At 60.4% G+C, this 25241-nt stretch carries 26 protein-coding genes, 1 tRNA gene and 1 pseudogene; 15 read left to right on the forward strand and 13 right to left on the reverse strand.

What is annotated here, in order from left to right; all coding sequences use genetic code 11:
* Positions 1-240: 240 nt before the first annotated feature.
* Positions 241-681, reverse strand: a complete 441-nt coding sequence (locus BBF94_RS03680) for a hypothetical protein (RefSeq protein ID WP_065257697.1) — start codon at positions 679-681, stop codon at positions 241-243.
* On the opposite strand from BBF94_RS03680, the gene BBF94_RS03685 reads away from it, so the two are divergent.
* Positions 680-1135: a tRNA (cytidine(34)-2'-O)-methyltransferase gene (locus BBF94_RS03685; protein ID WP_065257698.1), complete on the forward strand. Its 456-nt coding sequence runs from the start codon at positions 680-682 to the stop codon at positions 1133-1135. The two genes, BBF94_RS03680 and BBF94_RS03685, sit on opposite strands and share 2 nt — an antisense overlap.
* Positions 1136-1258: 123 nt before the next feature.
* Here the strand turns inward: BBF94_RS03685 and secB are convergent, their stop codons facing one another.
* The 3 genes from secB to BBF94_RS03700 are packed head-to-tail and all read right to left on the reverse strand — an operon-like array spanning position 1259 to position 2467.
* Positions 1259-1744, reverse strand: coding sequence for a protein-export chaperone SecB (secB, locus tag BBF94_RS03690; protein WP_065257699.1), 486 nt, complete (start codon positions 1742-1744; stop codon positions 1259-1261).
* Positions 1745-1797: 53 nt separating this feature from the next.
* Positions 1798-2052, reverse strand: coding sequence for a glutaredoxin 3 (grxC, locus tag BBF94_RS03695; protein WP_065257700.1), 255 nt, complete (start codon positions 2050-2052; stop codon positions 1798-1800).
* Between the two features lies 1 nt (position 2053).
* On the reverse strand, positions 2054-2467 hold the full coding sequence (locus tag BBF94_RS03700) for a rhodanese-like domain-containing protein (protein WP_065257701.1): 414 nt from the start codon (positions 2465-2467) through the stop codon (positions 2054-2056).
* A 152-nt stretch (positions 2468-2619) separates the two neighbouring features.
* Here BBF94_RS03700 and gpmI point away from each other — a divergent pair, with 152 nt between their 5' ends.
* The 5 genes from gpmI (at position 2620) to BBF94_RS03725 (ending at position 9321) form a co-directional block, all read left to right on the forward strand.
* On the forward strand, positions 2620-4146 hold the full coding sequence (gpmI, locus tag BBF94_RS03705; protein ID WP_065257702.1) for a 2,3-bisphosphoglycerate-independent phosphoglycerate mutase: 1527 nt from the start codon (positions 2620-2622) through the stop codon (positions 4144-4146).
* A gap of 251 nt (positions 4147-4397) precedes the next feature.
* Entirely contained in the window at positions 4398-5702 is a 1305-nt protein-coding gene (locus BBF94_RS03710) for a murein hydrolase activator EnvC family protein (protein WP_065257703.1), read from the forward strand.
* Positions 5703-5735: 33 nt separating this feature from the next.
* Positions 5736-7055, forward strand: coding sequence for a S41 family peptidase (locus BBF94_RS03715; RefSeq protein WP_065257704.1), 1320 nt, complete (start codon positions 5736-5738; stop codon positions 7053-7055).
* Positions 7056-7057: 2 nt separating this feature from the next.
* Complete coding sequence (locus BBF94_RS03720; protein WP_065257705.1) at positions 7058-7834, forward strand: divergent polysaccharide deacetylase family protein; 777 nt, start codon at positions 7058-7060, stop codon at positions 7832-7834.
* A 107-nt stretch (positions 7835-7941) separates the two neighbouring features.
* Positions 7942-9321 (forward strand): Vps62-related protein, encoded by a 1380-nt coding sequence (locus tag BBF94_RS03725; RefSeq protein WP_065257706.1) that lies wholly within the window; start codon positions 7942-7944, stop codon positions 9319-9321.
* On the opposite strand, the gene BBF94_RS03730 is transcribed toward BBF94_RS03725, so the two are convergent.
* From BBF94_RS03730 to BBF94_RS03760, 7 genes are all read right to left on the reverse strand, one after another.
* Complete coding sequence (locus tag BBF94_RS03730; protein ID WP_065257707.1) at positions 9302-10057, reverse strand: substrate-binding periplasmic protein; 756 nt, start codon at positions 10055-10057, stop codon at positions 9302-9304. The two genes, BBF94_RS03725 and BBF94_RS03730, sit on opposite strands and share 20 nt — an antisense overlap.
* 76 nt (positions 10058-10133) lie before the next feature.
* The gene (hisF, locus tag BBF94_RS03735; protein ID WP_007897430.1) at positions 10134-10904 is read right to left on the reverse strand and encodes an imidazole glycerol phosphate synthase subunit HisF; all 771 of its coding nucleotides are present in this window, start codon (positions 10902-10904) and stop codon (positions 10134-10136) included.
* A gap of 9 nt (positions 10905-10913) precedes the next feature.
* Positions 10914-11651 (reverse strand): 1-(5-phosphoribosyl)-5-[(5-phosphoribosylamino)methylideneamino]imidazole-4-carboxamide isomerase, encoded by a 738-nt coding sequence (hisA, locus tag BBF94_RS03740; protein ID WP_065257708.1) that lies wholly within the window; start codon positions 11649-11651, stop codon positions 10914-10916.
* Positions 11652-11693: 42 nt separating this feature from the next.
* Positions 11694-11951 (reverse strand): DUF2164 domain-containing protein, encoded by a 258-nt coding sequence (locus BBF94_RS03745; RefSeq protein WP_065257709.1) that lies wholly within the window; start codon positions 11949-11951, stop codon positions 11694-11696.
* Positions 11952-12590 (reverse strand): imidazole glycerol phosphate synthase subunit HisH, encoded by a 639-nt coding sequence (gene hisH, locus BBF94_RS03750; protein ID WP_065257710.1) that lies wholly within the window; start codon positions 12588-12590, stop codon positions 11952-11954.
* Positions 12590-13183: an imidazoleglycerol-phosphate dehydratase HisB gene (gene hisB, locus BBF94_RS03755; protein ID WP_039764670.1), complete on the reverse strand. Its 594-nt coding sequence runs from the start codon at positions 13181-13183 to the stop codon at positions 12590-12592. Before hisB ends, hisH begins: the two co-directional genes overlap by 1 nt.
* Before the next feature lie 291 nt (positions 13184-13474).
* The gene (locus BBF94_RS03760; protein WP_065257711.1) at positions 13475-15139 is read right to left on the reverse strand and encodes an OFA family MFS transporter; all 1665 of its coding nucleotides are present in this window, start codon (positions 15137-15139) and stop codon (positions 13475-13477) included.
* A gap of 352 nt (positions 15140-15491) precedes the next feature.
* On the opposite strand from BBF94_RS03760, the gene BBF94_RS03765 reads away from it, so the two are divergent.
* From BBF94_RS03765 to BBF94_RS03785, 5 genes and pseudogenes are all read left to right on the forward strand, one after another.
* The gene (locus BBF94_RS03765; RefSeq protein WP_065257712.1) at positions 15492-17723 is read left to right on the forward strand and encodes an AsmA family protein; all 2232 of its coding nucleotides are present in this window, start codon (positions 15492-15494) and stop codon (positions 17721-17723) included.
* Positions 17720-18787: an A/G-specific adenine glycosylase gene (mutY, locus tag BBF94_RS03770; RefSeq protein ID WP_065257713.1), complete on the forward strand. Its 1068-nt coding sequence runs from the start codon at positions 17720-17722 to the stop codon at positions 18785-18787. The genes BBF94_RS03765 and mutY overlap by 4 nt, the downstream gene beginning before the upstream one ends.
* A pseudogene (locus BBF94_RS03775) lies at positions 18784-19055 on the forward strand (oxidative damage protection protein). The gene mutY and the pseudogene BBF94_RS03775 overlap by 4 nt, the downstream one beginning before the upstream one ends.
* 103 nt (positions 19056-19158) lie before the next feature.
* Positions 19159-19234 (forward strand) — tRNA-Phe (locus BBF94_RS03780).
* Between the two features lie 135 nt (positions 19235-19369).
* Complete coding sequence (locus BBF94_RS03785) at positions 19370-19687, forward strand: hypothetical protein (RefSeq protein WP_065257714.1); 318 nt, start codon at positions 19370-19372, stop codon at positions 19685-19687.
* 37 nt (positions 19688-19724) lie between these two features.
* Here the strand turns inward: BBF94_RS03785 and BBF94_RS03790 are convergent, their stop codons facing one another.
* Positions 19725-20174 carry a hypothetical protein gene (locus BBF94_RS03790; RefSeq protein WP_065257715.1) on the reverse strand — a complete coding sequence of 150 codons (450 nt, stop codon included), beginning with the start codon at positions 20172-20174 and terminating at the stop codon, positions 19725-19727.
* Between the two features lie 261 nt (positions 20175-20435).
* Here BBF94_RS03790 and BBF94_RS03795 point away from each other — a divergent pair, with 261 nt between their 5' ends.
* The 4 genes from BBF94_RS03795 (at position 20436) to BBF94_RS03810 (ending at position 23442) form a co-directional block, all read left to right on the forward strand.
* Positions 20436-21494: a PDDEXK nuclease domain-containing protein gene (locus BBF94_RS03795; RefSeq protein ID WP_065257716.1), complete on the forward strand. Its 1059-nt coding sequence runs from the start codon at positions 20436-20438 to the stop codon at positions 21492-21494.
* A 69-nt stretch (positions 21495-21563) separates the two neighbouring features.
* Positions 21564-22538 carry an alpha/beta hydrolase family protein gene (locus tag BBF94_RS03800; RefSeq protein WP_065257717.1) on the forward strand — a complete coding sequence of 325 codons (975 nt, stop codon included), beginning with the start codon at positions 21564-21566 and terminating at the stop codon, positions 22536-22538.
* Between the two features lie 31 nt (positions 22539-22569).
* Positions 22570-22983 (forward strand): hypothetical protein, encoded by a 414-nt coding sequence (locus BBF94_RS03805; RefSeq protein ID WP_065257718.1) that lies wholly within the window; start codon positions 22570-22572, stop codon positions 22981-22983.
* Positions 22984-22989: 6 nt separating this feature from the next.
* The gene (locus tag BBF94_RS03810) at positions 22990-23442 is read left to right on the forward strand and encodes a hypothetical protein (RefSeq protein ID WP_065257719.1); all 453 of its coding nucleotides are present in this window, start codon (positions 22990-22992) and stop codon (positions 23440-23442) included.
* 70 nt (positions 23443-23512) lie between these two features.
* Here the strand turns inward: BBF94_RS03810 and gabP are convergent, their stop codons facing one another.
* A complete protein-coding gene (gabP, locus tag BBF94_RS03815; RefSeq protein WP_065257720.1) occupies positions 23513-24904 on the reverse strand; it encodes a GABA permease in 1392 nt (463 codons plus the stop codon).
* Between the last annotated feature and the right edge of the window lie 337 nt (positions 24905-25241).

Genomic DNA, 25241 nt, shown 5'->3' on the forward strand with positions numbered 1-25241 from the left:
CCCCCTGCAATATCTCTTTCAGGTGATTCGATTCACCCACCCTTTCGGGGGCCTTGGTACAGGCAGGCCGGGGATTCCCCTCTTTACGCCGGCTCACACCACAAACGTGATGAGCCCACCCTTTTGGGGCCCTTGATACAGGCAGGTCAGGGGTTCCCTCTTTACACCGGCTCAGCACGCCATGCGATGAGCCCGCCCGTTTCGGGAACCTTGGTACAGGCAGGCCGGGGATTCCCTCTTTTATTGCTCCCGGAGATGGATCTCCAGCCGCCAGCGGTCATCGACCGCCTGGCCGGCCCACTCCCCTTGCAGCGGCCGCGCTGCCAATACCGTCAGCAACAACCCGCCATCACTCGGGCGAGTCCGCCAGATCACATCCTTGCCGTTGAGCTTCAACTGGCCTTTGCGAGCCGGCCCCTCGGCCTGAAACAGCAATGCGACGGTGCCGTCGACTATCTCGCCGTGCAGCTTCGGTTCGTTGTTGAACCAGACCGCCAGGCCACCATCGATCACCTCGACCTGCTGCAATACGCTGGGGTCAGGGTTGGTCAAGCGGCCGATCATCAATCCGACCATCAGGCCGAAAATCGCCAGCGAACCCATGACCCGCGGGAATAGTTTCGAACGCGGGTCGGCTGGCGGCGTAGAATGCGCGTCATCTTTACCTGCGGAGCCGTGCATGTTTCACGTCATCCTTTTTCAACCGGAAATTCCACCGAACACCGGTAACGTTATCAGGCTGTGCGCCAACAGCGGCTGCCACCTGCATTTGATCGAACCGCTGGGCTTCGAGATGGACGACAAGCGCCTGCGTCGTGCCGGCCTCGACTACCACGAGTACGCCACGCTGCAACGCCATGCCGACCTCGCCAGTTGCCTGGAAAGCCTTGGCCATCCAAGGCTGTTCGCCTTCACCACCAAAGGTTCACGCCCGTTTCACGATGCCGCGTTCGTGCCGGGCGATGCCTTTATTTTCGGCCCGGAAAGCCGTGGCCTGCCGCCGGAAGTGCTGGATGCCCTGCCCGGCGAACAACGCCTGCGCCTGCCGATGCGCGAAGGCTGCCGCAGCCTGAACCTGTCCAACACCGTGGCAGTGGCCGTGTACGAAGCATGGCGGCAGAACGGCTTCAAGTAACACCCAAAAACAACTGTGGGAGCGAGCTTGCTCGCGATAACGGTATGTCAGACGACATCGATGTCACCTGACCCTCCGTAATCGCGAGCAAGCTCGCTCCCACATGGGGTGTTGCAAAACCGTTTACTGAACGGTCGGCGTCTCGCCAGCTTCCTGCATGCGCTGCAGCTCTTGCGCATAGAGGGCGTCGAAGTTCACCGGCGCCAGCATCAGGGCCGGGAACGAACCACGGGTCACCAGGCTGTCCAGGGTTTCGCGAGCGTACGGGAACAGGATGTTCGGGCAGAACGCACCCAGCGTGTGGCTCATCGAAGCCGCGTCCAGGTTCTTGATCAGGAAGATACCGGCCTGCTGAACTTCAGCGATGAAGGCGACTTCTTCACCGTTTTTCACGGTCACGGACAGGGTCAGCACGACTTCGTAGAAATCGCCTTCCAGCGCCTTCTGGCGGGTGTTCAGATCCAGACCGACGCTCGGATCCCACTGCTGGCGGAAGATCGCCGGGCTTTTCGGAGCTTCGAAGGACAGGTCGCGTACATAGATGCGCTGCAGGGAGAATTGCGGTGCGGTTTCTTCTTCGCTGGCTGCAGTGTTCTGTTGGTCAGTCATCTCAGATCCTTTCTGATCTTGGGTCTTTTGGGTTCTTGGTGAGGTGCAGCAGTTCAGGCCTTGAGCAGCGCGTCGAGCTTGCCGGCGCGCTCCAGGGCATACAAATCGTCACATCCGCCGACGTGGGTGTCGCCGATCCAGATCTGCGGCACGGACGTGCGTCCGGCCTTCTGGGCCATGGCGGCGCGCACCTGCGGCTTGCCATCGACCTTGATCTCTTCGAAGGCCACGCCTTTGTTCGCGAGCAGGTGCTTGGCGCGCGAGCAGTAGGGGCAGTAATCGCTGGAGTAGACGATGACGTTACTCATATCACTTCACCAGTGGCAGGTTGTCGCCTTTCCAGCTGGAGATCCCGCCGGACAGCTTGGCGGCGGTAAAGCCGGACTTCATCAGCTCGCGGGCATGGGTGCCGGCAGTCTGACCCAAGGCGTCGACCAGAATGATGGTCTTGGCCTTGTGCTTTTCCAGCTCGCCGATACGGGCGGCCAGTTTGTCCTGGGGAATGTTCAACGCACCGACGATATGACCGGCGGCGTATTCCTTGCTCGGACGGATGTCCACCACCAGGCCGGCTTCCTTGTTGACCAGTGCGGTCAGCTCGCCCGTGCTCAGGCTTTTACCGCCACCCTGCACCGTGTGCGCCAGCAGCAAGGCCAGCAGTACGACGAAGATACCGACAAGAATGTAGTGGTTAGTGGCAAATTCAATCAGGTGAGCAACCATCGAAGGAGGATCCAGGGCGTTAAAATGTCGGCCAGTATACACAGCCACTATGGTGGGCCAAACCCCGTCCGGCGGTGACGCCGCAGGAACTTAGCTTTAAACTGCCACTCCCTTTTCCATCGCCCTCTTCTTATTAGCCACGAGTGGATTCCATGACTACCACGCCTAAACCTTTGGTCCTGATGATTCTCGACGGCTTCGGTCACAGCGACAGCCCCGAATCCAATGCCGTCTTCGCAGCCAAAAAGCCTGTGCTGGATCGCCTGTGGGCCACTGTGCCGAACGGCCTGATCTCGGGCAGCGGCATGGACGTCGGCCTGCCGGACGGCCAGATGGGCAACTCCGAAGTCGGTCACATGAACCTGGGCGCCGGTCGCGTGGTGTATCAGGACTTCACTCGGGTGACCAAGGCGATCCGCGACGGCGAGTTCTTCGAGAACCCGACCATCTGCGCCGCCGTGGACAAAGCCGTGGCCGCCGGCAAGGCCGTGCATTTCATGGGCCTGCTGTCGGACGGCGGCGTGCACAGCCATCAGGATCACCTGATCGCCATGGCCGAACTGGCCTTCAAGCGTGGCGCCGAAAAAATCTACCTGCACGCCTTCCTCGACGGCCGCGACACCCCGCCGAAAAGCGCCGCCTCGTCGATCGAACTGCTCGACGCGACCTTCCAGGCCCTGGGCAAGGGCCGCATCGCCAGCCTCATCGGCCGCTACTACGCCATGGATCGCGACAACCGTTGGGACCGCGTGGCGCAGGCCTACAACCTGATCGTCGACGGCAAAGCCGAATTCAGCGCTGCCACCGCCCAGGAAGGCCTTGAAGCCGCGTACGCCCGTGGCGAAAGCGACGAATTCGTCAAGGCCACCCGCATCGGTGAGCCGGTGAAAGTAGAAGACGGCGACGCCGTGGTGTTCATGAACTTCCGCGCCGACCGTGCCCGCGAGCTGAGCCGCGTGTTTGTCGAAGACGGTTTCAAGGAATTCGAGCGCGCACGCCAGCCAAAAGTGCAGTACGTCGGCCTGACCCAATACGCCGCCAGCATCCCGGCCCCCGCAGCCTTTGCGCCGGGCAGCCTGGAAAACGTGCTCGGCGACTACCTGGCGAAAAACGGCAAGACCCAGCTGCGCATTGCCGAGACCGAAAAATACGCCCACGTGACCTTCTTCTTCTCGGGCGGTCGTGAAGAACCGTTTCCGGGCGAAGAGCGCATCCTGATCCCGTCGCCGAAAGTCGCCACCTATGACCTGCAGCCGGAAATGAGCGCACCGGAAGTCACCGACCGTATCGTCGACGCCATCGAGCACCAGCGTTACGACGTGATCGTGGTCAACTACGCCAACGGCGACATGGTCGGCCACAGCGGCGTGTTCGAAGCTGCCGTGAAAGCCGTGGAATGCCTGGACACCTGCGTCGGCCGTATCGTCGACGCCCTGGAAAAGGTCGGTGGCGAAGCGCTGATCACTGCCGACCACGGCAACGTCGAGCAAATGGCCGACGAAGCCACCGGCCAGGCGCACACCGCACACACTACCGAGCCGGTGCCATTCATCTATGTCGGCAAACGTGATCTCAAGGTCCGTGAGGGAGGCGTGCTGGCAGACGTAGCGCCGACCATGCTCAAGCTGCTTGGCCTGGAAAAACCGGCAGAAATGACTGGCACTTCGATTCTGGTGTAATCGCCCGTCCAAAACACTGAAAAACCCTGTGGGAGCTGGCTCGCCAGCGATAGCAATCTGACAGCCAACATCTATGTTGAATGTGCAGGCGCCATCGCTGGCAAGCCAGCTCCACAGTGGTTTATGGAGTTTTCGAAATGGAATCGGGCCTATTGCTTGCCCCAGTTATCACACAGCCCCAATTGGGCGTTTTTTTTGCCGCGTGGGCCGGGCATACTAGGCCGTCCCTTACCCTGGTACCGCCCGCCCTTATGCTCCGCGTCCTGATCGCTCTCGCTCTGACATGCCTGCTCCAACCGGCCTTCGCGGATGAGCGCGCGCAAACCCAACAGCAACTGGACGCCACGCGCCAGGATATCGCCGAGCTGAAAAAACTGCTGGGCAAGCTCCAGGAAGAAAAATCCGGCGTACAGAAAGAGCTCAAGGGCACCGAAACCGAGATGGGCAAGCTCGAAAAGCAGGTCGATGCCTTGCAAAAGGAGCTGAAGAAGAGCGAATCCGAGCTGCAAAGGCTCGATGCGGAGAAAAAAAAACTCCAGAGCGCGCGCACTGAACAGCAGCGACTGATCGCCATCCAGGCACGCGCGGCCTATCAGAATGGCCGGCAGGAATACCTCAAGCTGCTGCTCAATCAGCAGAATCCCGAGAAATTCGCCCGCACCCTCACCTATTACGACTACCTGAGCCAGGCCCGCCTGGAGCAGCTGAAGAATTTCAACGAAACCCTGCGCCAGCTGGCCAATGTCGAAAAGGACATTTCCGCGCAACAAGCCCAGTTGCTGGCACAGAAAACCGACCTCGACACCCAGCGTGACGCCCTCGACAAGGTTCGCAAGGAACGCCAGCAGGTACTGGCCAGGCTCAATGACGACGTGAAGGCCCGCGATCAGAAACTGGCAGCCCGCGAGCAGGATCAGGCAGACCTGTCTAAAGTCCTTAAAACCATCGAAGAGACCCTGGCCCGCCAGGCCCGTGAGGCAGAAGAAGCGCGGCAGAAAGCGCTGATCGCCCAGCAGGAAGCCGAAAAAAAGCGTTTACGTGAGGCCCAGGCCCGCGCCGATGCGGACTCGGACACCAGCGACGCCCCGCGCAAACCGGCCAGACCCACGCCTGGCGCGCTGGTATCCAGCGGCGGCGAGACATTCGGCGGCCCGTTTGCCGCCACTCGGGGAAAACTTCCATGGCCGGTTGATGGTCGACTGCTGGCACGTTTCGGTGAAACCCGTGGCGACGACGCCCGCACCAAATGGGACGGCGTGATGATCAGCGCCTCCGCCGGCAGCCAGGTTCACGCCGTACACGGCGGGCGCGTGGTGTTTGCCGACTGGTTGCGCGGTGCCGGACTGCTGGTGATCCTCGATCATGGCAACGGTTTCCTGAGCCTTTACGGTCATAACCAGACGCTGCTGAAGTCGGCTGGTGACGTGGTCAAAGCCGGTGAGTCCATCTCCACTGTCGGTAACAGTGGCGGGCAGGACACGCCAGCGCTGTATTTCGCAATTCGTCAGCAGGGTCACCCGAGTGATCCGGCACAATGGTGCCGCGCGCAAGGATAAGCGCGGGCAACCTAAATTAGGAGTTCGTTCGACATGCTGCATTTGTCCCGCCTTACCTCGCTGGCCCTGACGATCGCCCTGGTGATCGGCGCGCCTCTGGCGTTCGCCGCGCAACCGGCTCCGGCTGTCGCCCCGGCAGGCACTGCCGCGACTTCCAAGGCCCCGTTGCCGCTGGAAGAGCTGCGCACCTTTGCCGAGGTGATGGACCGGATCAAGGCGGCCTATGTCGAACCGGTGGACGACAAGACCCTGCTTGAAAACGCCATCAAGGGCATGCTCAGCAACCTCGATCCGCACTCCGCCTACCTCGGTCCGGAAGACTTCACCGAACTGCAGGAAAGCACCAGCGGCGAGTTCGGCGGCCTGGGCATCGAAGTCGGCTCGGAAGACGGCTTCATCAAGGTCGTGTCGCCAATCGACGATACGCCTGCCTCGAAGGCCGGCATCCAGGCCGGTGACTTCATCGTCAAGATCAACGGTCAGCCGACTCGCGGCCAGACCATGACCGAAGCCGTGGACAAAATGCGCGGCAAGATCGGTCAGAAAATCACCCTGACCCTGGTGCGTGACGGCGGTACACCGTTCGACGTGACCCTGGCCCGCGCCGTGATCCAGGTGAAGAGCGTCAAGGCGCAATTGCTGGAATCGGGTTACGGCCTGATCCGCATCACCCAGTTCCAGGTCAAGACCGGCGAGGAAGTCTCCAAGGCCCTGGCCAAACTGCGCAAGGACAACGGCAAGAAGCTCAACGGCATCATCCTCGACCTGCGCAACAACCCGGGCGGCGTACTGCAGGCGGCGGTAGAAGTGGTCGACCATTTCATCACCAAAGGCCTGATCGTCTACACCAAGGGCCGGATCGCCAACTCCGAGCTGCGCTTCTCCGCCACCGGCAAGGACGAAAGCGAAGCCGTGCCGATGGTTGTGCTGATCAACGGTGGCAGTGCATCGGCCTCGGAAATCGTCGCCGGCGCCCTGCAAGACCAGAAACGCGCCGTGGTCATGGGCACCACCAGTTTCGGCAAGGGCTCGGTGCAGACCGTGCTGCCGCTGAACAACGATCGTGCGCTGAAGATCACCACGGCGCTGTACTTCACACCGAACGGCCGCTCGATCCAGGCCCAGGGCATCGTCCCCGACATCGAGGTACGCAAGGCCAAGATCACCAACGAAGCGGACGGCGACTACTTCAAGGAAGCCGACCTGCAGGGTCACCTCGGCAACGGCAACGGCGGCGCGGATCGTCCGAGCGGTTCGAGCGGCAAGGCCAAGGCGATGCCACAGGATGACGATTACCAACTGGCCCAGGCTCTGAGTCTGCTCAAAGGCCTGAGCATCACATCCGGCCGTTGAGGATGTCCTTGCGTTTTGTTCTTGCCCTGCTGTGCTGTCTGGCGGGTGCTGCTTACGCAGAATCCGCCAGACCGGCACCTCAAAAAGCCTATCTGACACTGATCATCGATGACCTGGGGCAGAACCTGCCCCGGGACCGTCGTGTGCTGGCCCTGCCCGGGCCAGTGACCACGGCGATCATGCCCGACACCCCGCACGCCACTGAATTCGCCCGCGAAGCCCACCGCGCCGGCAAGATCGTGATCCTGCACATGCCGATGGACCCGGCCACCGGCCCGTTCGCCTGGCACCCCGAACTGCCTGTCGAAGAACTCGAAAAACGGCTGAACGCGGCGTTCAAAATGGTCCCCTACACCGCCGGCATCAACAACCACATGGGCAGCCGCATGACGGCACAACCGGTGGCAATGGCATGGTTGATGGGCGAACTGCAACGTCGCCACAAGTTCTTCGTCGACAGCCGCACCAGCGCGCAGACTGTCGCGGCGCAGCAGGCGCAGAAAATCGATCTGGCAAGCGTTTCAAGGGATGTGTTTCTCGATGACGAACGCACCGAAGCGGCGATCTACACCCAGTTGCAGACCGCGATAAACCTGGCGCGCAAACAGGGTTCGGCGGTGATGATCGGCCATCCTTATCCACAGACGCTGGCCGTGCTTGAGCGGGAGCTGCCGAAGCTGAAAGCCCAGGGCATCGAGTGGATCGACATCAGGCAGATGATCAGTGTGCGCAGCAATCGCGCTACGGCCGCTCATGGCAAAGACGGTGTCTATCGGTAATGCTGCCCCCTACATAATTACCGCCAGCCCTCTCGCCCACTTCCGGATAGTGAAACCTGCAACCGGTAGCGGCTCGGTCGAGTCGCCTTTCACTATCAGGACTGACCATGACGAACAATGACACCACCGCCGACCCCTCGCGGCCAATGGAACCCATCAAACTCGACAACCTGCTGATCAGCTTCACCACAGAGTTTCAGCGGGTGTGGGACACCAAGAACCTTCGCTCGAGCCCGGCCGGTTTCTGGCGCCCCGCCCCGCCCCCCGATGTGTTGCCGGGTTATTTCCCGCTGGGCGATCTTGCGATTCCGGGATTTGCAAACATCAACGGTACGAATGTTGCGGCCGTCGTACGGGAGGCGGACTCCCCGAGCATCGACAGCACCAAGGGCAAAGCACTCAGCCGGCCCGACAACTTCGAACAAGTCTGGAAGGATTCAGGAACGGGCGCAAAAACCTACGTTTCGATCTGGCGCCCGATCCCTCCTGAAGGCTATGTCGCTCTTGGCCTGGTCTGCGCCAGTGACCATGAAAAACCATCGGTCAATTCGGTACGTTGCGTACGTATGGATCTGGTAACGCCTGCCACTGCCGGCCCGTTGATCTGGAGTGACAAGGGGAGCGGCGCAAAGCAGAACTTCAGCGCCTGGAGTATCGAGCCACCCATTGCGCAAGCAGGGGAAATCTGCTTTTTGCCCGGCACATTCACGGGCGTACAAAGCCACTCCAGACCTTCGTCATACCTGGCTTCCTACGCGCTGCGGGTACCGCTCACGGTGCAGTCGAACCCTGCGCCGGCAGCCCCGATACTGTCGGGGTTCGGCCCACCCTCCCCCATCGAGCCGGCTACGGTTACTCAGGTCGCCCGACTTCCCTGGTTCGCAGTCAGAGACGATATGCACCCGCCCGAACAACTGCGATCATCGCCGTACTACCGCCTGGAAAGAGCGGATCGGTACATGTTGGTCGGTTACGAGCATAACGCGGGGGACCAATATCGATCCGTCAAATGGACGGCAGAGCGGGCTCAAAATGCGTCTTTGCTGCAAGTGTTCAATCGTCTGACAGCCATTGAGTTCGACAAGGCCTGGCCGATCAGGACATCCGGCGATAACTGGGCGATACGATTTTCGGCCAACCTGACCAAAATCTTCGCTCACACCGAAACATCGTCTGGCGGATGGGGAAAATTCTATCCTTTGGAGGTTGTCGCTTTGGTAGCGAAAAACACGATGGTTGCGGTGTATCAATTGCAAAGCGAATACCGGCTGTTGCGTGCGGACAATACGCCAGTGACATTCGGCATCAAGTACAGCGATGACGAAAGCCTCTATCTAAGCCAGCACCCGTCCGAAAAAGACGCCGTGATCACCTGCCCCTCGCCGATGGCATCCGATCATGAACAGGGCGAAGCCTCTATCGGGCACGATGAAATCCCCGTCCCGGAGACGGGACCAGTGATGGAGACTACAGATACCGCCCCATGATCTCGTCGACCACGCCATCCTTGCGCATCTGGTCGAGCGCTGCCTGAAGCCTGACAACCGCCTCATCCGACACCTGCTTGTTCAGCGCCAGATACAGTTCGGCGCTGTTGAAGCGAAGTACGGTCTTGAGCCCCGTCACGCCGTCCTGCCGGGCAAGATAACGCCCGGCAGGATCGCCGGTGGCCCACAGATCGATCTGGCCGCTGACGAGCTTTTTCGCGTTGTCCTGATCGCGCAGTACCACCACCGGCTTCAGGCCCTGCCGGGTCAGTGTCTCGGCAATCGCATCGCCCTTGTAAGCGCCGATCTTGTACTTGCGCGCGTCATTGAGGGTTTCGAGGGTGATCTTGCTGTCGGCCTTGGCCAGCATGACCCAGTCGTCCGGGCCGATCGGGCCGACCCACTTGAACAAGGCCTCGCGATCCGGCAGGCGCGCCATCACAAAGGCACCGTAACCGGGGTTTTCCAGCGCCAGCTTGTAGACCCGTTCCCAGGGGAAACGCAGGGTCAGGCTGTAAGTGATACCCGCACGCTTGAACATTTCGCGCACGATGTCCGTGGCGATGCCGTTGATGTTTTCGTCCTGGGCGAAATTCTTGCCGTTCTTCGCCATGTTGTACGGCGGGAAGTTTTCGGTGAGGAGCACCAGATCGGTGTCGGGACTTTCTGCGGCATGGCCAGTGTCGATCAACAACACGGAGGCACTGACGAGGGCGAGAAGCAGGCGTTTGATCATGTCGGGCTACCGAAATCCATGGCGTGCCCAAGAGTGCCTCGGGTACGCCATGCTGTCCACTGGCCTGTATGGATGTTTAACGCATTACGATACCGCGGTGAGCCATGTAGGCTTTGGCTTCCTGAACCGTGTATTCGCCAAAGTGGAAAATACTCGCCGCTAGTACGGCGCTGGCGTGGCCTTCGAGAATGCCATCGGCCAGATGCTGCAGGTTGCCAACGCCGCCGGAAGCGATCACCGGAATGCCCAGCGCATCACTGATGGCGCGGGTCACGCCAAGGTCGAAGCCGTTTTTCATGCCGTCCTGATCCATGCTGGTCAGGAGAATTTCACCGGCCCCCAGGCCTTCCATTTTTTTCGCCCACTCGACCGCGTCGAGACCGGTCGGCTTGCGGCCGCCATGGGTAAAGATTTCCCAGCGCGGGGTTTCGCCCGGGCCGGACACTTTCTTCGCGTCGATGGCGACGACGATGCACTGCGAGCCGAAATGCTGCGCCGCCTCGCCGACGAACTCGGGGTTGAACACGGCAGCGGTGTTGATCGACACCTTGTCCGCACCGGCATTGAGCAGGTTGCGGATGTCCTGCACGGTGCGCACGCCACCGCCGACAGTCAGTGGAATGAACACCTGGCTGGCCATGCGCTCGACGGTGTGCAGTGTGGTGTCACGGCCATCGACACTGGCGGTGATATCGAGAAAGGTAATCTCGTCGGCACCCTGCTCGTCGTAGCGACGGGCGATTTCCACCGGGTCGCCGGCGTCACGGATGTTTTCGAACTTCACGCCCTTGACGACCCGGCCGTTGTCCACGTCCAGGCAAGGGATGATGCGTTTGGCCAGTGCCATGGTCAGTCCTCAGCCTTGGTACGAGTCGCAGAAAGCTTGCGCTTCGGCGACGTCGAGAGTGCCTTCGTAGATCGCCCGGCCTGTGATGGCGCCGATGATGCCCGGCGCCTTGGCGTCGAGCAGCGACTTGATGTCACCCAGGTTGTGAATGCCGCCGGAGGCGATCACCGGGATCCTGGTGGCAGCAGCCAGCGCAGCGGTGAACGGTACGTTGCAGCCCTGCATCATGCCGTCTTTGGCGATGTCGGTATAAACGATCGAGGACACGCCGTCGGCTTCGAACTGTTTGGCCAGGTCGATGACCTGCACCTGGCTGATCTCGGCCCAGCCGTCGGTGGCGACAAAACCGTCTTTGGCATCGAGGCCGACGATGATCTTGCCCGGGAATGCACGGCAGGCTTCAGCAACGAACGCAGGCTCTTTGACAGCCTTGGTACCGATGATCACGTAGCTCACGCCCGCCTTGACGTAGTGCTCGATGGTTTCCAGCGAACGGATGCCGCCGCCGATCTGGATCGGCAGGGTCGGGTAGCGCCTGGCGATCGCAGTCACCACTTCGCCGTTGACCGGCTGACCTTCGAAAGCGCCATTCAGATCGACCAGATGCAGACGACGGCAACCGCCCTCCACCCACTTGGCAGCCATGCTCACCGGGTCATCGGAGAACACTGTGGAATCTTCCATGCGGCCCTGGCGCAGACGTACGCAGGCACCGTCTTTGAGATCGATAGCGGGAATAATCAGCATCTGGCAAACCTTCAAATTTGAATGTTCAGCTTGGCTCGGAAATCAGTTTTTCTCGAGCGCCCACAGGTCGCTTTCGATGCTTTCAAACCGCTCCTTGAGCTGGGCCTGCACATCGAAAATCGCCCTGTTGTAATAGTGCGGAGCAATTTCGCGGGTAAACAGTTCAAGAACTTCCGCCGCCTCGAACGAACCCAGATCCAGTTCGAATCGATCCGCCATGAACCGCTGGATCTTGCGGTTGGCATCGCTTTCCTGCTCCGGCGTGAGGGTCAGGATCGGCGGTTTCTTTCTGGCGGCCATTTACCAGCGACCGTCCCACGCTGCGAAGTTCTGCAGCAATTGCAGGCCATGGGTATGGCTCTTCTCCGGGTGGAACTGCACGGCGAAACGCGAACCTTCAGCCAGCGCCGCAGCGAAATCGACGCCGTAATGACCGCTGCCGACCACTTGGCGCGGGTTACCGGCGGCGATGTAGTAGCTGTGCACGAAGTAGAAACGCGCCAGGTCCGGAATGTTGTGCCACAGCGGGTGATCCACCGACTGCTTCACTTCGTTCCAGCCCATGTGCGGGACTTTCAGGTGCTCGCCATCTTCATGCAGGTCATTGCCGAAGAACTTCACCGCGCCCGGGAACAGGCCGATGCAGTCGACACCGTCGTTTTCTTCGCTGGTGTCGAGCAAGGCTTGCATGCCGACACAGATGCCGAGGAACGGGCGATCCTGGCTGACTTCACGTACCAGCGAGTCGAAGCCCAGACGACGGATCTCCGCCATGCAATCGCGAATCGCGCCGACACCGGGGAAAACCACGCGGTCGGCTTCGCGGATCACGTCCGCATCGCTGGTGATCAGCACCTTGCCGGCGCCAACGTGCTCGAGGGCCTTGGCCACCGAGTGCAGGTTGCCCATGCCGTAATCGATGACTGCTACCGTCTGCATCACAGCACGCCCTTGGTCGAAGGCATCTGGCCGGCCATGCGCTCATCCAGTTCGACGGCCATGCGCAGCGCGCGGCCGAAAGCCTTGAACACGGTTTCGATCTGGTGGTGAGTGTTGGTACCGCGCAGGTTGTCGATGTGCAGGCTGACCAGCGCGTGGTTGACGAAGCCCTGGAAGAACTCCTGGAACAGGTCCACGTCGAAACCGCCAACGGTGGCGCGGGTGTATGGCACGTGCATCTGCAGGCCCGGACGGCCGGAGAAGTCGATGACTACACGCGACAGCGCTTCATCGAGCGGCACGTAGGCGTGGCCGTAGCGGCGGATGCCTTTCTTGTCGCCGATGGCTTGCGCGAAGGCCTGGCCGAGGGTGATACCGACGTCTTCCACGGTATGGTGGTCGTCGATATGCAGATCGCCCTTGCATTGGATATCCAGGTCGATCAACCCGTGACGGGCGATCTGATCCAGCATGTGCTCAAGAAAAGGAACACCGATATCGAATCGGGCCTTTCCGGTGCCATCAAGGTTGATCGAGGCTTTGATCTGGGTTTCCAGAGTGTCGCGCTCGACAGACGCCTTACGTTCGGCCATCACCAGCTCCGCAAAATCATTGGGCGAAAAAGGCAGCCATTATAGGGGCGCGGGGCGCAAACAGAAACACGAGACGTGATATGGCAGACGGATAGAAGCCCGTACTGTCGGGGATAGACATGTCCATACAAGACATTCCGGACAGCCCGAAACAACTGTGGGAGCGAGCTTGCTCGCGATGAGGGCCGCACATTCAACATCACTGTCGACTGTCAGACCGCTATCGCGAGCAGGCTCGCTCCCACAGGATCTGGCGCTGACCTGAAGATTATCAGGCCAGTGCCTGGCTGCTTAGTGAAACAGAACCGCCGTCTTCTGCAGGGTCACCCACACACCCCACGCCAACGGAATCCCTACCACCAGCCACGCAGCGATCGCCAACGGCTTGCTGCCCGGCGCGGCTTTCCACTCGAGCACGGTGCTGCTGTCGGCACCCTTGTCGTGACCCAGCGCCTGCTCGGCGGCCAGTTCAGCGTCGGTCATGAAGTACTTGTCCGCCACCGGACGCACCAGCAGGTTGCACAGGAAGCCCAGCACCAGCAGGCCGGCGAGGATGTACAGGGTGATATCGTAAGCGGCGGCGCGTTCGACACCGATGCTCAGCTGATACTCACGCAGGTAGTTCACCAGCACCGGACCCAGCACGCCAGCGGCAGCCCAGGCGGTCAGCAGACGACCGTGGATCGCGCCGACCATTTGCGTGCCGAACAGGTCGGCCAGATAGGCCGGAACGGTTGCAAAACCACCGCCGTACATCGACAGGATGATGCAGAACGCCGCCACGAACAGCGCCACGTTGCCCAGATGACCGAGGTTCGGGATCAGCGCGTACAGGGCAAAGCCCAGCGCAAAGAACACGAAGTAAGTGTTCTTGCGACCCAGGTAGTCCGAGAACGACGCCCAGAAGAAACGACCGCCGATGTTGAACAGGCTCAACAGACCCGTGAAGCCCGCCGCAATTGCAGCGATCGAAGCCAGTTGACCGGCATCCAGTTGACCGAACGGCAGATCATTGCCCAACAGCTTGCCGCCGAACACTTCCTGCAACAGCGGCGAAGCCATGCCGAGGATGCCGATACCGGCGGACACGTTCAGGCACAGCACCAGCCACACCAGACGGAATTGCGGGGTTTTCCACGCCACATTCACGTGAACATGACGATGAGTGATCATCGCATTCGAGGCTTTCTTCGCCGGCGCGGTCCAGCCTTCAGGCTTCCAGCCGGTCGGCGGCACGCGATAAGCCAGCGCACCACCGATCATGAACACGAAGTAGATCGCCGCCATGGCCACGAAGCTCTGCCATACGCCGACACCGGTTGGCGAAGCGAAATGGCTCATCAGCGCGGTCGCCAGTGGAGCGCCGACCATCGCGCCACCACCGAAGCCCATGATCGCCATGCCGGTGGCCATGCCGCGCTTGTCCGGGAACCACTTGATCAGGGTCGATACCGGCGAGATATAGCCCAGACCGAGACCGATACCGCCGATCACGCCGGAGCCGATCCACATCAGCCAGATCTGGTGGGTATAGATACCCAGCGCAGAAATCAGCAGACCGCCGCACCAGCACAGAGCCGATACCACACCGGCCTTGCGTGGCCCGGCGTGTTCGAGCCAGCCACCCCAGATCGCTGCCGAGCAGCCAAGGAAGATGAAGAACAGGGTGTAGATCCAGCCGAGCATGGAGATCGGCCAATCACATTGCGACGAGAAAACCTGTGCGATGAAGCTCATGTCCGGCGCGCAAGCCACCGGTGCAGTAACGCCCAGCGCCTTGGACAGCGGCAGCCAGAACACCGAAAAGCCATAGGCCATGCCGATGCACAGGTGAATGGCCAGAGCGGCCGGTGGTACCAGCCAGCGGTTGAAACCGGGCCTGGCGATGATGCGTTCCTTGGACAGGAACGCAGGCTGGGCGGCGCTGAGGCCGTCCGCCGTGATGCTCGTGCTCATTGTGTATCCCCCAATTATTAGTATGCGTTCGTCAGCCACTGCTCACCCCCGGCCTTTATGCACGCAGGCATGACCGTGTTGGTGGGTGGAGCTCCTTGAAGCGCGACCAAAAGTCGCAGAGGGACGGACGAACGGGCGAAGGTTACCATCTGCAGGTGACAGAAAAACCAAACTGATATCACCTTTTTCGAGTCATCTGATCTCATCCGGCCGGGGAACCCTCCTGTCGACCGTTGTCGAAGCGCTGCAGGCCACGGCTCGCCGGACTCCTCGGGATACCACCAGTACGGGGTCAGGCAGCGCTATACTCCCCGGCTAAATTACGAATTCGACTAACTACAAGGACTCGCCCATGAAAGCGTTCGGCAAAATCCTGGGTCTGGTAATTCTCGGGCTGTTGCTGATCATTGTGGCGGCGGGCTTCGCCCTGACCCACTTCTTCGATCCCAACGACTACAAAAACGAGATCCGTCAGATAGCCCGCGACAAGGCCCACATCGAGCTGACGCTCAATGGCGATATCGGCTGGAGCCTGTTCCCGTGGCTCGGCCTGGAATTGCACGAAGCCAGCGTAGCCACCCTGATCAAGCCTGATGAACCGTATGCCGATCTGCAGATGCTCGGTCTGTCGGTACGCGTGCTGCCGCTGCTGCGCCGCGAAGTGCAGATGAGCGACGTGCGCGTCGAAGGCCTGAACCTGCGTCTGAACCGCGACAAGAACGGCCACGGCAACTGGGAAGACATCGGCAAGCTGCCGACTGCCGCCCCTGCACCGGGCAGCACCCCGCCAGGCGCCGCCGGCGAACCGGTCGTCGAAACACCCGCCCAGCCGGAAAAACCGCCACAGCCGATCCGCCTCGACATCGACAGCCTGACCGTCAACAACGCCCGGGTTGAATACAACGACGAGCAGACCGGCAAGCAGTTCAGCGCCGAAAGCATCCAGTTGAGTACCGGTGCGGTCCACGATTCGACCAACATTCCTCTGAAAGCCACGGCGTTCCTCAGCACCAATCAGCCCGTGCTGCGAGTGCGCACCGAGCTGAACGGCGAGCTGCGCATCGAGCGCGCCCTGCAACGCTACAAGTTCGAAGACCTGAAGCTGTCCGGCGAACTGACCGGCGATCCGCTGCAAGGCAAAGCCATGACGTTCTCCGCCCAGGGGCAGATGTTGCTCGACAAGGCCGCCAATGTCGCCGAATGGACCGGGATCAAAATCTCCGCGAACCAGTTGCGCGCTCTGGGTGAGCTGAAGGCCAACGATCTGGACAAGACTCCGCAAATCACTGGCGCGATTTCCATCGCCCAGTTCGATCTGGCGAAGTTTGTCGACAGCATCGGCCAGACCCTGCCGGCCATGGCCGAAGGCAGCTTGAGCAAAGTCGAGCTGGTCAGCCGTGTCGCTGCCACACCGACCAGCCTGGCGCTGGACAACATCAACCTGAAACTCGACGACAGCAGCTTCAGCGGCCGCATCGCCGTCGAAGACTTCGCCAAACAATCATTGCGGGCGATCCTCAAGGCCGACACCTTCAACGTCGACCGCTACCTGCCGCCGAAATCGGAAAAAGCCGCCAGCGCCACCCAGGCGCGTCAGACCGAAGTCGCCAGCACCGAAGCCGATGCCATGGCCGGCGCCGGCAGCACCCCGCTGCCGGACAAGCCGAGCAAAAGCGCCTGGAGCACCGAACGCCTGTTCCCGGTGGAGCGCCTGAGCAAACTGGACGTGAACGCCGACCTGACATTCGGCCAGTTGACCCTCGACAAACTGCCGATCCAGAACGCCGCACTGAAAGCCACCGGCCAGGGCGGACTGCTGACCCTGGAGAACCTGCGCGGCGAACTCTACAACGGCGACTTCGAAGCCAAGGGCACCCTTGATGTGCGCCCGAGTGCACCGCTGTTGAATCTGCAAACCCGGATCAACCGCGTGCCAGTGGAAAAAATCCTCGAAAGCCAGGGCAAGAATCCGCCGGTCAAAGGCCTGGTGAACCTCACCAGCACCGTCACCGGTAGCGGCAACAGCCAGCAGGCACTGATCGACACCCTCAACGGCAACGCCAGTTTCGTGATCAACAACGGCGTGTTGCTCAATGCCAACCTCGAACAGCAGTTGTGCAAGGGCATCGCCACTCTCAACCGCAAATCCTTGAGCGGCGAGCCGCGGGGCAAGGACACGCCGTTCCAGGAGCTCAAGGGCAACCTGACGTTTCACAACGGTGTGGCCAACAACCCGGACCTGAAGGTGCGCATCCCGGGCATGACCGTCAACGGCGACGGCGACATCGACCTGAAAGTGCTGGGCATGGACTACCGCGTCGGCATCATCGTCGAAGGTGACACCAGCGCCATGCCGGACCCGGCCTGTCAGGTCGGCGAGAAATTCGTCGGCATCGAATGGCCGCTGCGCTGCCGTGGCCCGCTGGAACTGGGCGCCAAGGCCTGCCGCGTGGACAACGAGCGCCTGGGCCAGGTCGCGACCAAAATGGCCGGCGACAAGCTCAGCGAAAAAATCGACGAGAAACTGGGCGACAAAGTCAGCCCGGAACTGAAAAACGCATTGAAGGGGCTGTTCAAGCGATGAGAGCGGAGCAGTTTTCCACGGCGGTGCTGGAATGGTTCGACCGCCACGGCCGCCATGATTTGCCCTGGCAACAGAACATCAACCCGTATCGGGTGTGGGTGTCCGAGATCATGTTGCAGCAGACTCAGGTCAGCACCGTGCTCAATTACTTCGACCGCTTCATGGCCGCGTTGCCGACGGTCGAGGCCCTGGCCGCAGCGCCCGAGGACGAAGTGCTGCATCTGTGGACGGGCCTGGGTTATTACACCCGCGCGCGCAATTTGCAGAAGACTGCGAAGATCATCGTCAGCCAGTACGGCGGCGAGTTTCCCCGCGATGTCGAGAAGCTCACGGACTTGCCGGGCATCGGCCTTTCCACCGCCGGCGCGATTGCCAGCATCAGCATGGGCCTGCGGGCGCCGATCCTCGACGGCAACGTCAAACGGGTGCTGGCGCGGTTTACCGCACAGGAGGGCTATCCCGGTGAGCCGAAGGTCGCCAAACGACTGTGGGCCACTGCAGAACGTTTCACACCGCAGGATCGGGTCAACGCCTACACCCAGGCGATGATGGATCTTGGCGCCACGCTCTGCACCCGCAGCAAGCCAAGCTGCCTGCTGTGTCCGCTGCAAAAGAGCTGCGAAGCACACCTGCTCGGCCTTGAGACCCGCTATCCGATCCCCAAGCCGCGCAAGGCCATCCCGCAGAAGCGCACGCTGATGCCGCTGCTGGCCAACGACGATGGCGCGATTCTGCTTTATCGCCGCCCGTCCAGCGGATTGTGGGGCGGTTTGTGGAGCCTGCCGGAACTCGACGACCTCGACGACCTGCAGCACCTCGCCGCGCAGCACTCGCTGGAACTGGGCGAGCAGCAGGCGCTGCCGAGCCTTGTCCACACCTTCAGCCACTTTCAGCTGTCCATCGAACCCTGGCTGGTTCAGGTACAGGAGGCCGGCAGTCACGTGGCCGAGGCCGACTGGCTCTGGTATAACCTCGCCACCCCGCCGCGCCTGGGCCTCGCCGCCCCGGTCAAGACCTTGCTCGAACGCGCGGCCGCCGTCTTGAATGCAGGAGAGTCGACATGACCCGCACCGTAATGTGCCGCAAGTACAAAGAACAACTCGAAGGTCTGGAGCGCCCACCGTACCCGGGCGCCAAGGGCCAGGACATCTTCGAACACGTCTCGGCCAAGGCCTGGGCGACTGGCAGAAACACCAGACCCTGCTGATCAACGAAAAACGCCTGAACATGATGAACGCCGAAGACCGCAAATATCTGCAGGGCGAAATGGACAAGTACTTCTCCGGCGAGGAATACGCCCAGGCCGAAGGCTACGTTCCGCCAGCGGAATAATCAGCGGAAATCGGGGGTCTGATCGTAAGCGACGGAATTAATTTAAGAAATTTTAAAAAAGTCGTTGACGTAAATCCGAAAAACCCTTTTAATGCGCCCCGTTGCCCAGATAGCTCAGTCGGTAGAGCAGGGGATTGAAAATCCCCGTGTCGGCGGTTCGATTCCGTCTCTGGGCACCAAATACCGAAACCCTGAATCGCAAGATTCAGGGTTTTTTTATGCCTGCGATTTGATCACGGCCGGATGCCGTGCTTTGCGCAGGCCGCCATTCGCGATACCTTGCCCGGCCCTTACGGAAGAGGGTCATCACGTCGATGAACCAAAAACGAACCCGCGTCCCCCTGCCCCATCCGCCACCTTATCGGCAGAGCCGGATTTCATTCTGGCTGACTGTTCTCGTCGGCCTGTTGCTGACGTTCGCCATTGGCGCATCCCTCTACCTGATCATCGACAGCCTGATCACAGGCTCGATCACGACGAACAATCGAGGCCCGCGCAAAACCTGGCTGCGTGACCTGCAACCGCACAAATACTGGTTCGAAGTGATATGGCAAAGCCTCGGTACTTTGTTCCTGTTGGCGGTTTCGCTGTTCGGATTACGGGTTTACCTGAAGGTACGCAAGTCATCGTGAAGGACGGGACTCAGGGCGAATCCCGCCCTTGCCGACGCTATTGATGCCAGTCCCAGTGAAACACCAGATTGCTGGCCCCGCCGCTGCCGACATTGGCAACGTCCCGGCGCACCTCGCCGTTGCGGGTAGCGACCACGGTGTACTTGCCCGGTGGCAACTGTGCATAAACCAGAGGCCCGATCTGGCTCAGGTTCAGCACCGGTTGTCCCGTCGCCTTCTGGACAACCAGATCGACGTCCGAGGTGTACAGATTTTGCGCACCGACAGCGAAGGTCATGTGCAAGTTGTAACCGGCGGACTGCTGAATGGCCCGCGACTCGTCCAGGCCGATCCCGCCGGAGAGGTAATTGATACCGTTTTGCTGTTGTTGCTGGACTTGCACACCGGCACTGTCGATCGGCTCGACACTGTTGGCCTGCGCCATGAGCGGGAACATCAGAATCGCCACAGCGGCGACGGGCAACATGAATGAAGTGACGCGTTTCATGATGAGTACTCCCGGGTTCTCGCAGAACCCAATCGTTACTCCTGTTTAGATTTTGCGATGCGGGGCAGGTTTTAGATTGTTTGGGAGTTGTCTTGAATGCGAAAAGGACTACGCGTTGTATTCCCCAATCATTGCCGTCTTCGGTCAGATCCCGCAAAACCCGTTCACCCTTCCTTCAGTAGAACCAGACGCGGCCGGCATCGCCAAGCCGTGGGTCATTGGCATGCTCTCGCTTCTGTTTCTCCAGAGCCGGAAGACCTGATGAGCCAACTTGAACATGCTGAAGCGCAAGATCCGAAACTCGATTCATTACTGAATGACTTGGGTGGCCTGATACGTGAAGCGCGAAAGAAAGTGTTACGAACCGTCGATACGATTCAGGTCCAGACCTGCTGGCAGATCGGGCGACATATTGTCGAGTTTGAACAACAGGGGGCCCGGCGCGCGGGTTATGGAAAGCATTTGCTGGCTACGCTTGCCAAGCGACTGACCGAGGATTTCGGGAAGGGCTTCGATGCATCAAACCTCCGTTATATGCGCTTGTTTTATCAAGCATTTCCAATTCGTGACGCACTGCGTCACGAATTGAGCTGGACCCACTACCGCCGCTTGATACAGGTCGAAAGCGAATCAGCCCGGCAGTGGTACATGAACGAATCCGCCTCGCAAAACTGGTCCAGCCGCGCTCTGGATCGGCAGATCAACACGCTCTACTACGAGCGGCTGCTGCTGAGTCGAGACAAGACTGAAGTTTTTGAAGAGGCAGCGAGCAACATCGCCGCGATGAAGACCAATCCCCGGGAATTCATCCGCGACCCGGTCCTTCTGGAATTCCTCGGCCTGCCCTCACCGGGCAAGCTTCAGGAATCCGAACTGGAACAGGCCTTGATCGATCAGCTCCAGGGATTTCTTCTCGAACTGGGCAAGGGCTTCGCCTTTGTCGGCCGTCAGCAACGCATCAGCGCCGGCGACGATGATTTCTACATCGACCTGGTGTTCTACAACTATCTGCTCAAATGTTTCGTCATCATTGACCTCAAGCGCGGCAAACTCAGTGCTCGGGACGTCGGACAGATGGACATGTACATACGCATGTACGACAACCTAAAGCGCAGCGAAGGCGACGGGCCTACAGTCGGAATCATTCTCTGCGCGCAACAGAACGAGTCGGTTGCGCACTACTCGATGCTCAAGGGCAATGAACAACTGTTCGCCAGCAGCTACAAACTGGTGCTGCCGAGCGAAGATGAATTGCGAGCGGAATTGAATCGTGAACAGCTTCGACTCGAAGAGCGCCTGTGTAATCAGTCGAGTGAATAAACACTGACGGATTGTTCACCAGAGCTGCCGAGACTATCGTTGGCAGCTATTTCGCGAAGGTCGAGAGCCATGGGTTTTCAAGAGACGCACGCACTGGTAAATGCTCAGAACAGAGTCGCCCTCACAAGCGACGTTCAGGACAAACCCTTCCACGAGCCCGCCGCCGATGGTTATCCCCTTGGCGGCTTCAGCTGGCGCCATGCATTGCCCGACCCGCTTCGTTCGGTGGTCATCATTAACGCCGCTACCTCGGTGCGCTGCCGTCACTATTCACGTTTTGCGGCGTACCTGTTCGCCAATGGCTTCGACGTGATGATTTATGACTACCGGGGCATCGGCGAGTCGCGCCCCAAGTCGATGAAGCGGCTGCAGGCGTCATGGACGGATTGGGGCGCGCTGGATTTCGAGGCGATGCTCAAACGCGCACAGCGTGAGTTCCCCGGTCGGCCGATCGATGTAATCGGCCACAGTTTCGGCGGTTGCGCGGCAGGACTGGGGGCTTCCGGGCAGGCAATCCGACGACTGGTAACTGTCGGTGCACAGTTCGCTTACTGGCGCGATTACGCCCCGGAACACCGTTGGCGGATGTTCGGCAAATGGCACCTGCTGATGCCGCTGCTGACACTGTTCTGCGGTTACTTTCCCGGCAAGCGACTCGGCTGGCTGGAGGACACCCCTGCCGGCGTCGTACGCGACTGGAGCACGCCTGCCGCAAGTTATGAGCAACGTCCGAGCGGTCGGGCGCTGCTGGTGAAAAATGGCCACCTGCCCTTCGCCAACGTTCGTGCAGACACCCTGGCGATCAGCATCAGTGACGATCCTTACGGGACCATTGCGGCGACCGAACGCCTGCTCGATTACTTCCACAACGCACCAAAGACCCATCTGCGACTCGAACCACGGGACATCGGCGAACAGGAAGTCGGACATTTCGCCTTTTTTCGCAGCGCATACCAAGCCACACTATGGCCCATCGCGCTGACCTGGCTGCAGACCGGCGCACTGACCTGCGACACACCCGGGCGGCAGATACCGCGCAGCTGAGTCCCCTCCAACGCATCACGGAACACACACCATGGCTTCTGCCAACAAGCAACAAAAACGCGCCGCAAGGGCCAAGACCAAGGCCAAACAGAACCGCACCAAACGCGCCGAGGCACCGGTCGAGCTGGATCCGAACGACGAGCGCATCGATTTCGAGGCGGTGGACCTGACCGAACTGTTCAAGAAAATGATCGACGCCGCAAAGATCAGCCAGCAGGCCATGTGCACGGCGTTCCTCGAAGACCCGCTGCTGGAGCTGGTCTTCGAACAGGAAGGTGAGGAAGGCGCCATGGATTTCATCCTCGCGGCCCTGATCGAGTACCGCCAGTGGTCCACCGAAACCGACGAAGCCGGCGCCCTGGCGTGGATCGAATCACCTGACTTCCAGAAAGACTATGTGGCCGCGTCCGATGCGATCGCTGCACAAACCCAACACAAAGACTGAGTTCCCATGGCATCCCTGAACAAGCAACAGAAACGCGCCAAACGCGCCAAGGCCAAGGCCAAGCACATCCGCATCGCCGGCCGCAGACCGCTGCCCCAGGACGACGATCTCGGTCATCTGGCCGAACCGATTCCCGAATACACCCTGGCGATGTTCAGCAAGATGCGCGACACCGAAGCCGTCAGCCGCAACGACATGCTGCTGACGCTGCTGCGGGAGCTGGCGTTCATCATCGTTGATCACCCTGAACTGCTGGACATGGAAAACGCCGAAGACGAAGGCATGGCCGCCACTCACCTGGCTGCCGACATGCTGATCGATTACCGCATGTGGGCCGACGGCATGGATCGCGAAACCGCCCAGGCCTGGCTGAGCGAGCCGCAGTTCATCGCTGATTTCGGCAATGCTCTGGACACCTATGGCCAGTCCCGTGAAGAACAGGAAGAAAAGAGCGAATAAACCTCGCCCGCCAACAAAAACGGCCGCTTGTCATCGCTGACAGCGGCCGTTTTGCATGACGCGATACGGATCAGTTCAGCACCACCGCACCACGGTTTTCAGCCTTTCGACGACGCGCCACGAGCAGGCCGGTCGCGACAACCAACAGGCTCAGCAGGCCGGTCGCGAGGATTTCCACGCGGTGGGCTTCCTGGAACAGCATGATGGTCAGGGCGGCCACGATGAACACGATCACCGCGTAGGTCAGGCCCGGGAACAGCCACATGCTGAAGACGATTTTCTCGCCGCGAGCCATGCGTTGCTTACGCATGCGCAGTTGCGAAATCGCGATCACCAGGTACACCAGCAGCGCGATGGCGCCGGAGCTGGCCAGCAGGAACTCGAACACCGCAGCCGGAGCCACGTAGTTGGCGAAGGTGCACAGGAACGCCGCGCCGGTGGACAGCATCACCGCCCAGTAAGGGGTGCCGCTCTTGTTGGTGCGGGTCGACATGGCCGGCGCATCGCCACGCTTGCCGAGGGAGAACAGCATGCGCGAAGAGGTGTAGAGCGCCGAGTTCAGGCAGCTGGTCACCGCTACAAGAACCACGATATCGACGATCATCTTGGCATTAGGGATGCCCATGCGCTCCAGCACGGTCTGGTAGGAACCGAGGTTGGCCAGTGCAGGATCGTTCCAGGGCACCAGGGCCACGACGATGAAAATCGACACGAGGTAGAACAGACCGATCCGCCAGATCACCGAGTTGGTGGCCTTGGAAATCTGCTTGCCGGGGTTTTTCGATTCCGCAGCCGCAATGGTCACGATCTCGGTACCCATGAAGGAGAACATGGTGGTCAGGATCGCGCCCAGCACGGCGCCCAGGCCGTTTGGCAGGAACCCCTGAGTGTCGAAGATGTGCGAAACACCGCTGACCTGGCTGTTCGGCAGGAAACCGAAAATGGCCGCGATGCCGAGGATGATGAAGCCGATGATCGCCACGACCTTGAGCAGGGCGAACCAGAATTCGAACTCACCGTAGTTTTTCACGCTGAACAGGTTGGTCACCGTCAGCAGCAGGGTGATCACCAAAGCGAAGGCCCAGATTTCCACACCCGGGAACCAGGCGTGCAGGATGGTCGCGGCGGCGTTGGCCTCCAGCGGGATCACCAGCACCCAGAACCACCAGTACAACCAGCCGATGGTGAAGCCGGCCCAATGGCCGATGGCGCGGTCGGCGTAAGTCGAGAAGGAGCCGGTATCCGGCGAAGCGACAGCCATTTCGCCGAGCATGCGCATGACCAGCACAACCAGCATGCCTGCAGCGGCATAGGCCAGAAGCACGGCCGGGCCGGCGGCAGCGATGGCGTGGCCGGAGCCGACGAACAGACCTGCACCGATCACCCCGGCGATCGACAGCATGGTCACATGACGCGATTTGAGGCCCTGTTCGAGGCCATTGGAGCTTGGGGTACTGCTCATTGAAACTACCTTTGCAAGGAAAGCGATTGCGTCCGGCCCGTCTGGCGTTCCTTCTCGTAAAAAGAATCCAACGGGGCGTTCCGGATTCTGCACGCAATAATTGCGCCAAAATGTTTCAAACTCTTCTGGCCTGCGGTTTTCAGCGCGACCGGACAGTCATCGCAACTCCTTGAGAATACTGGCTTTTCGCCAAAGCGTTACCCTGCGACCCACTTTTCAGACGAATGAGCGCACCAGAAACACACTGAAAAAGTACGCGACGCACAATAAAAGGGCGAATAAGGAACGTTCGGCCGGATAGCGCTTCCAAGACCCCGCCAAAGGTGGCAACATCGCG

Source organism: Pseudomonas bananamidigenes, from assembly GCF_001679645.1.
Classification (GTDB): Bacteria; Pseudomonadota; Gammaproteobacteria; order Pseudomonadales; family Pseudomonadaceae; genus Aquipseudomonas; species Aquipseudomonas bananamidigenes.

Coding starts and splice junctions, on each gene's coding strand:
- BBF94_RS03795 (WP_065257716.1), top strand. CDS start 20,436: ATGAGCCAACTTGAACATGCTGAAGCGCAAGATCCGAAACTCGATTCA.
- hisF (WP_007897430.1), bottom strand. CDS start 10,904: ATGGCACTGGCCAAACGCATCATCCCTTGCCTGGACGTGGACAACGGC.
- BBF94_RS03680 (WP_065257697.1), bottom strand. CDS start 681: ATGCACGGCTCCGCAGGTAAAGATGACGCGCATTCTACGCCGCCAGCC.
- BBF94_RS03715 (WP_065257704.1), top strand. CDS start 5,736: ATGCTGCATTTGTCCCGCCTTACCTCGCTGGCCCTGACGATCGCCCTG.
- BBF94_RS03805 (WP_065257718.1), top strand. CDS start 22,570: ATGGCTTCTGCCAACAAGCAACAAAAACGCGCCGCAAGGGCCAAGACC.
- BBF94_RS03710 (WP_065257703.1), top strand. CDS start 4,398: ATGCTCCGCGTCCTGATCGCTCTCGCTCTGACATGCCTGCTCCAACCG.
- BBF94_RS03725 (WP_065257706.1), top strand. CDS start 7,942: ATGACGAACAATGACACCACCGCCGACCCCTCGCGGCCAATGGAACCC.
- BBF94_RS03800 (WP_065257717.1), top strand. CDS start 21,564: ATGGGTTTTCAAGAGACGCACGCACTGGTAAATGCTCAGAACAGAGTC.
- mutY (WP_065257713.1), top strand. CDS start 17,720: ATGAGAGCGGAGCAGTTTTCCACGGCGGTGCTGGAATGGTTCGACCGC.
- BBF94_RS03730 (WP_065257707.1), bottom strand. CDS start 10,057: ATGATCAAACGCCTGCTTCTCGCCCTCGTCAGTGCCTCCGTGTTGTTG.
- BBF94_RS03785 (WP_065257714.1), top strand. CDS start 19,370: ATGAACCAAAAACGAACCCGCGTCCCCCTGCCCCATCCGCCACCTTAT.
- grxC (WP_065257700.1), bottom strand. CDS start 2,052: ATGAGTAACGTCATCGTCTACTCCAGCGATTACTGCCCCTACTGCTCG.
- BBF94_RS03810 (WP_065257719.1), top strand. CDS start 22,990: ATGGCATCCCTGAACAAGCAACAGAAACGCGCCAAACGCGCCAAGGCC.
- hisH (WP_065257710.1), bottom strand. CDS start 12,590: ATGCAGACGGTAGCAGTCATCGATTACGGCATGGGCAACCTGCACTCG.
- BBF94_RS03700 (WP_065257701.1), bottom strand. CDS start 2,467: ATGGTTGCTCACCTGATTGAATTTGCCACTAACCACTACATTCTTGTC.
- gabP (WP_065257720.1), bottom strand. CDS start 24,904: ATGAGCAGTACCCCAAGCTCCAATGGCCTCGAACAGGGCCTCAAATCG.
- BBF94_RS03685 (WP_065257698.1), top strand. CDS start 680: ATGTTTCACGTCATCCTTTTTCAACCGGAAATTCCACCGAACACCGGT.
- BBF94_RS03765 (WP_065257712.1), top strand. CDS start 15,492: ATGAAAGCGTTCGGCAAAATCCTGGGTCTGGTAATTCTCGGGCTGTTG.
- gpmI (WP_065257702.1), top strand. CDS start 2,620: ATGACTACCACGCCTAAACCTTTGGTCCTGATGATTCTCGACGGCTTC.
- secB (WP_065257699.1), bottom strand. CDS start 1,744: ATGACTGACCAACAGAACACTGCAGCCAGCGAAGAAGAAACCGCACCG.
- BBF94_RS03760 (WP_065257711.1), bottom strand. CDS start 15,139: ATGAGCACGAGCATCACGGCGGACGGCCTCAGCGCCGCCCAGCCTGCG.
- BBF94_RS03745 (WP_065257709.1), bottom strand. CDS start 11,951: ATGGCCGCCAGAAAGAAACCGCCGATCCTGACCCTCACGCCGGAGCAG.
- hisA (WP_065257708.1), bottom strand. CDS start 11,651: ATGCTGATTATTCCCGCTATCGATCTCAAAGACGGTGCCTGCGTACGT.
- BBF94_RS03790 (WP_065257715.1), bottom strand. CDS start 20,174: ATGAAACGCGTCACTTCATTCATGTTGCCCGTCGCCGCTGTGGCGATT.
- hisB (WP_039764670.1), bottom strand. CDS start 13,183: ATGGCCGAACGTAAGGCGTCTGTCGAGCGCGACACTCTGGAAACCCAG.
- BBF94_RS03720 (WP_065257705.1), top strand. CDS start 7,058: ATGTCCTTGCGTTTTGTTCTTGCCCTGCTGTGCTGTCTGGCGGGTGCT.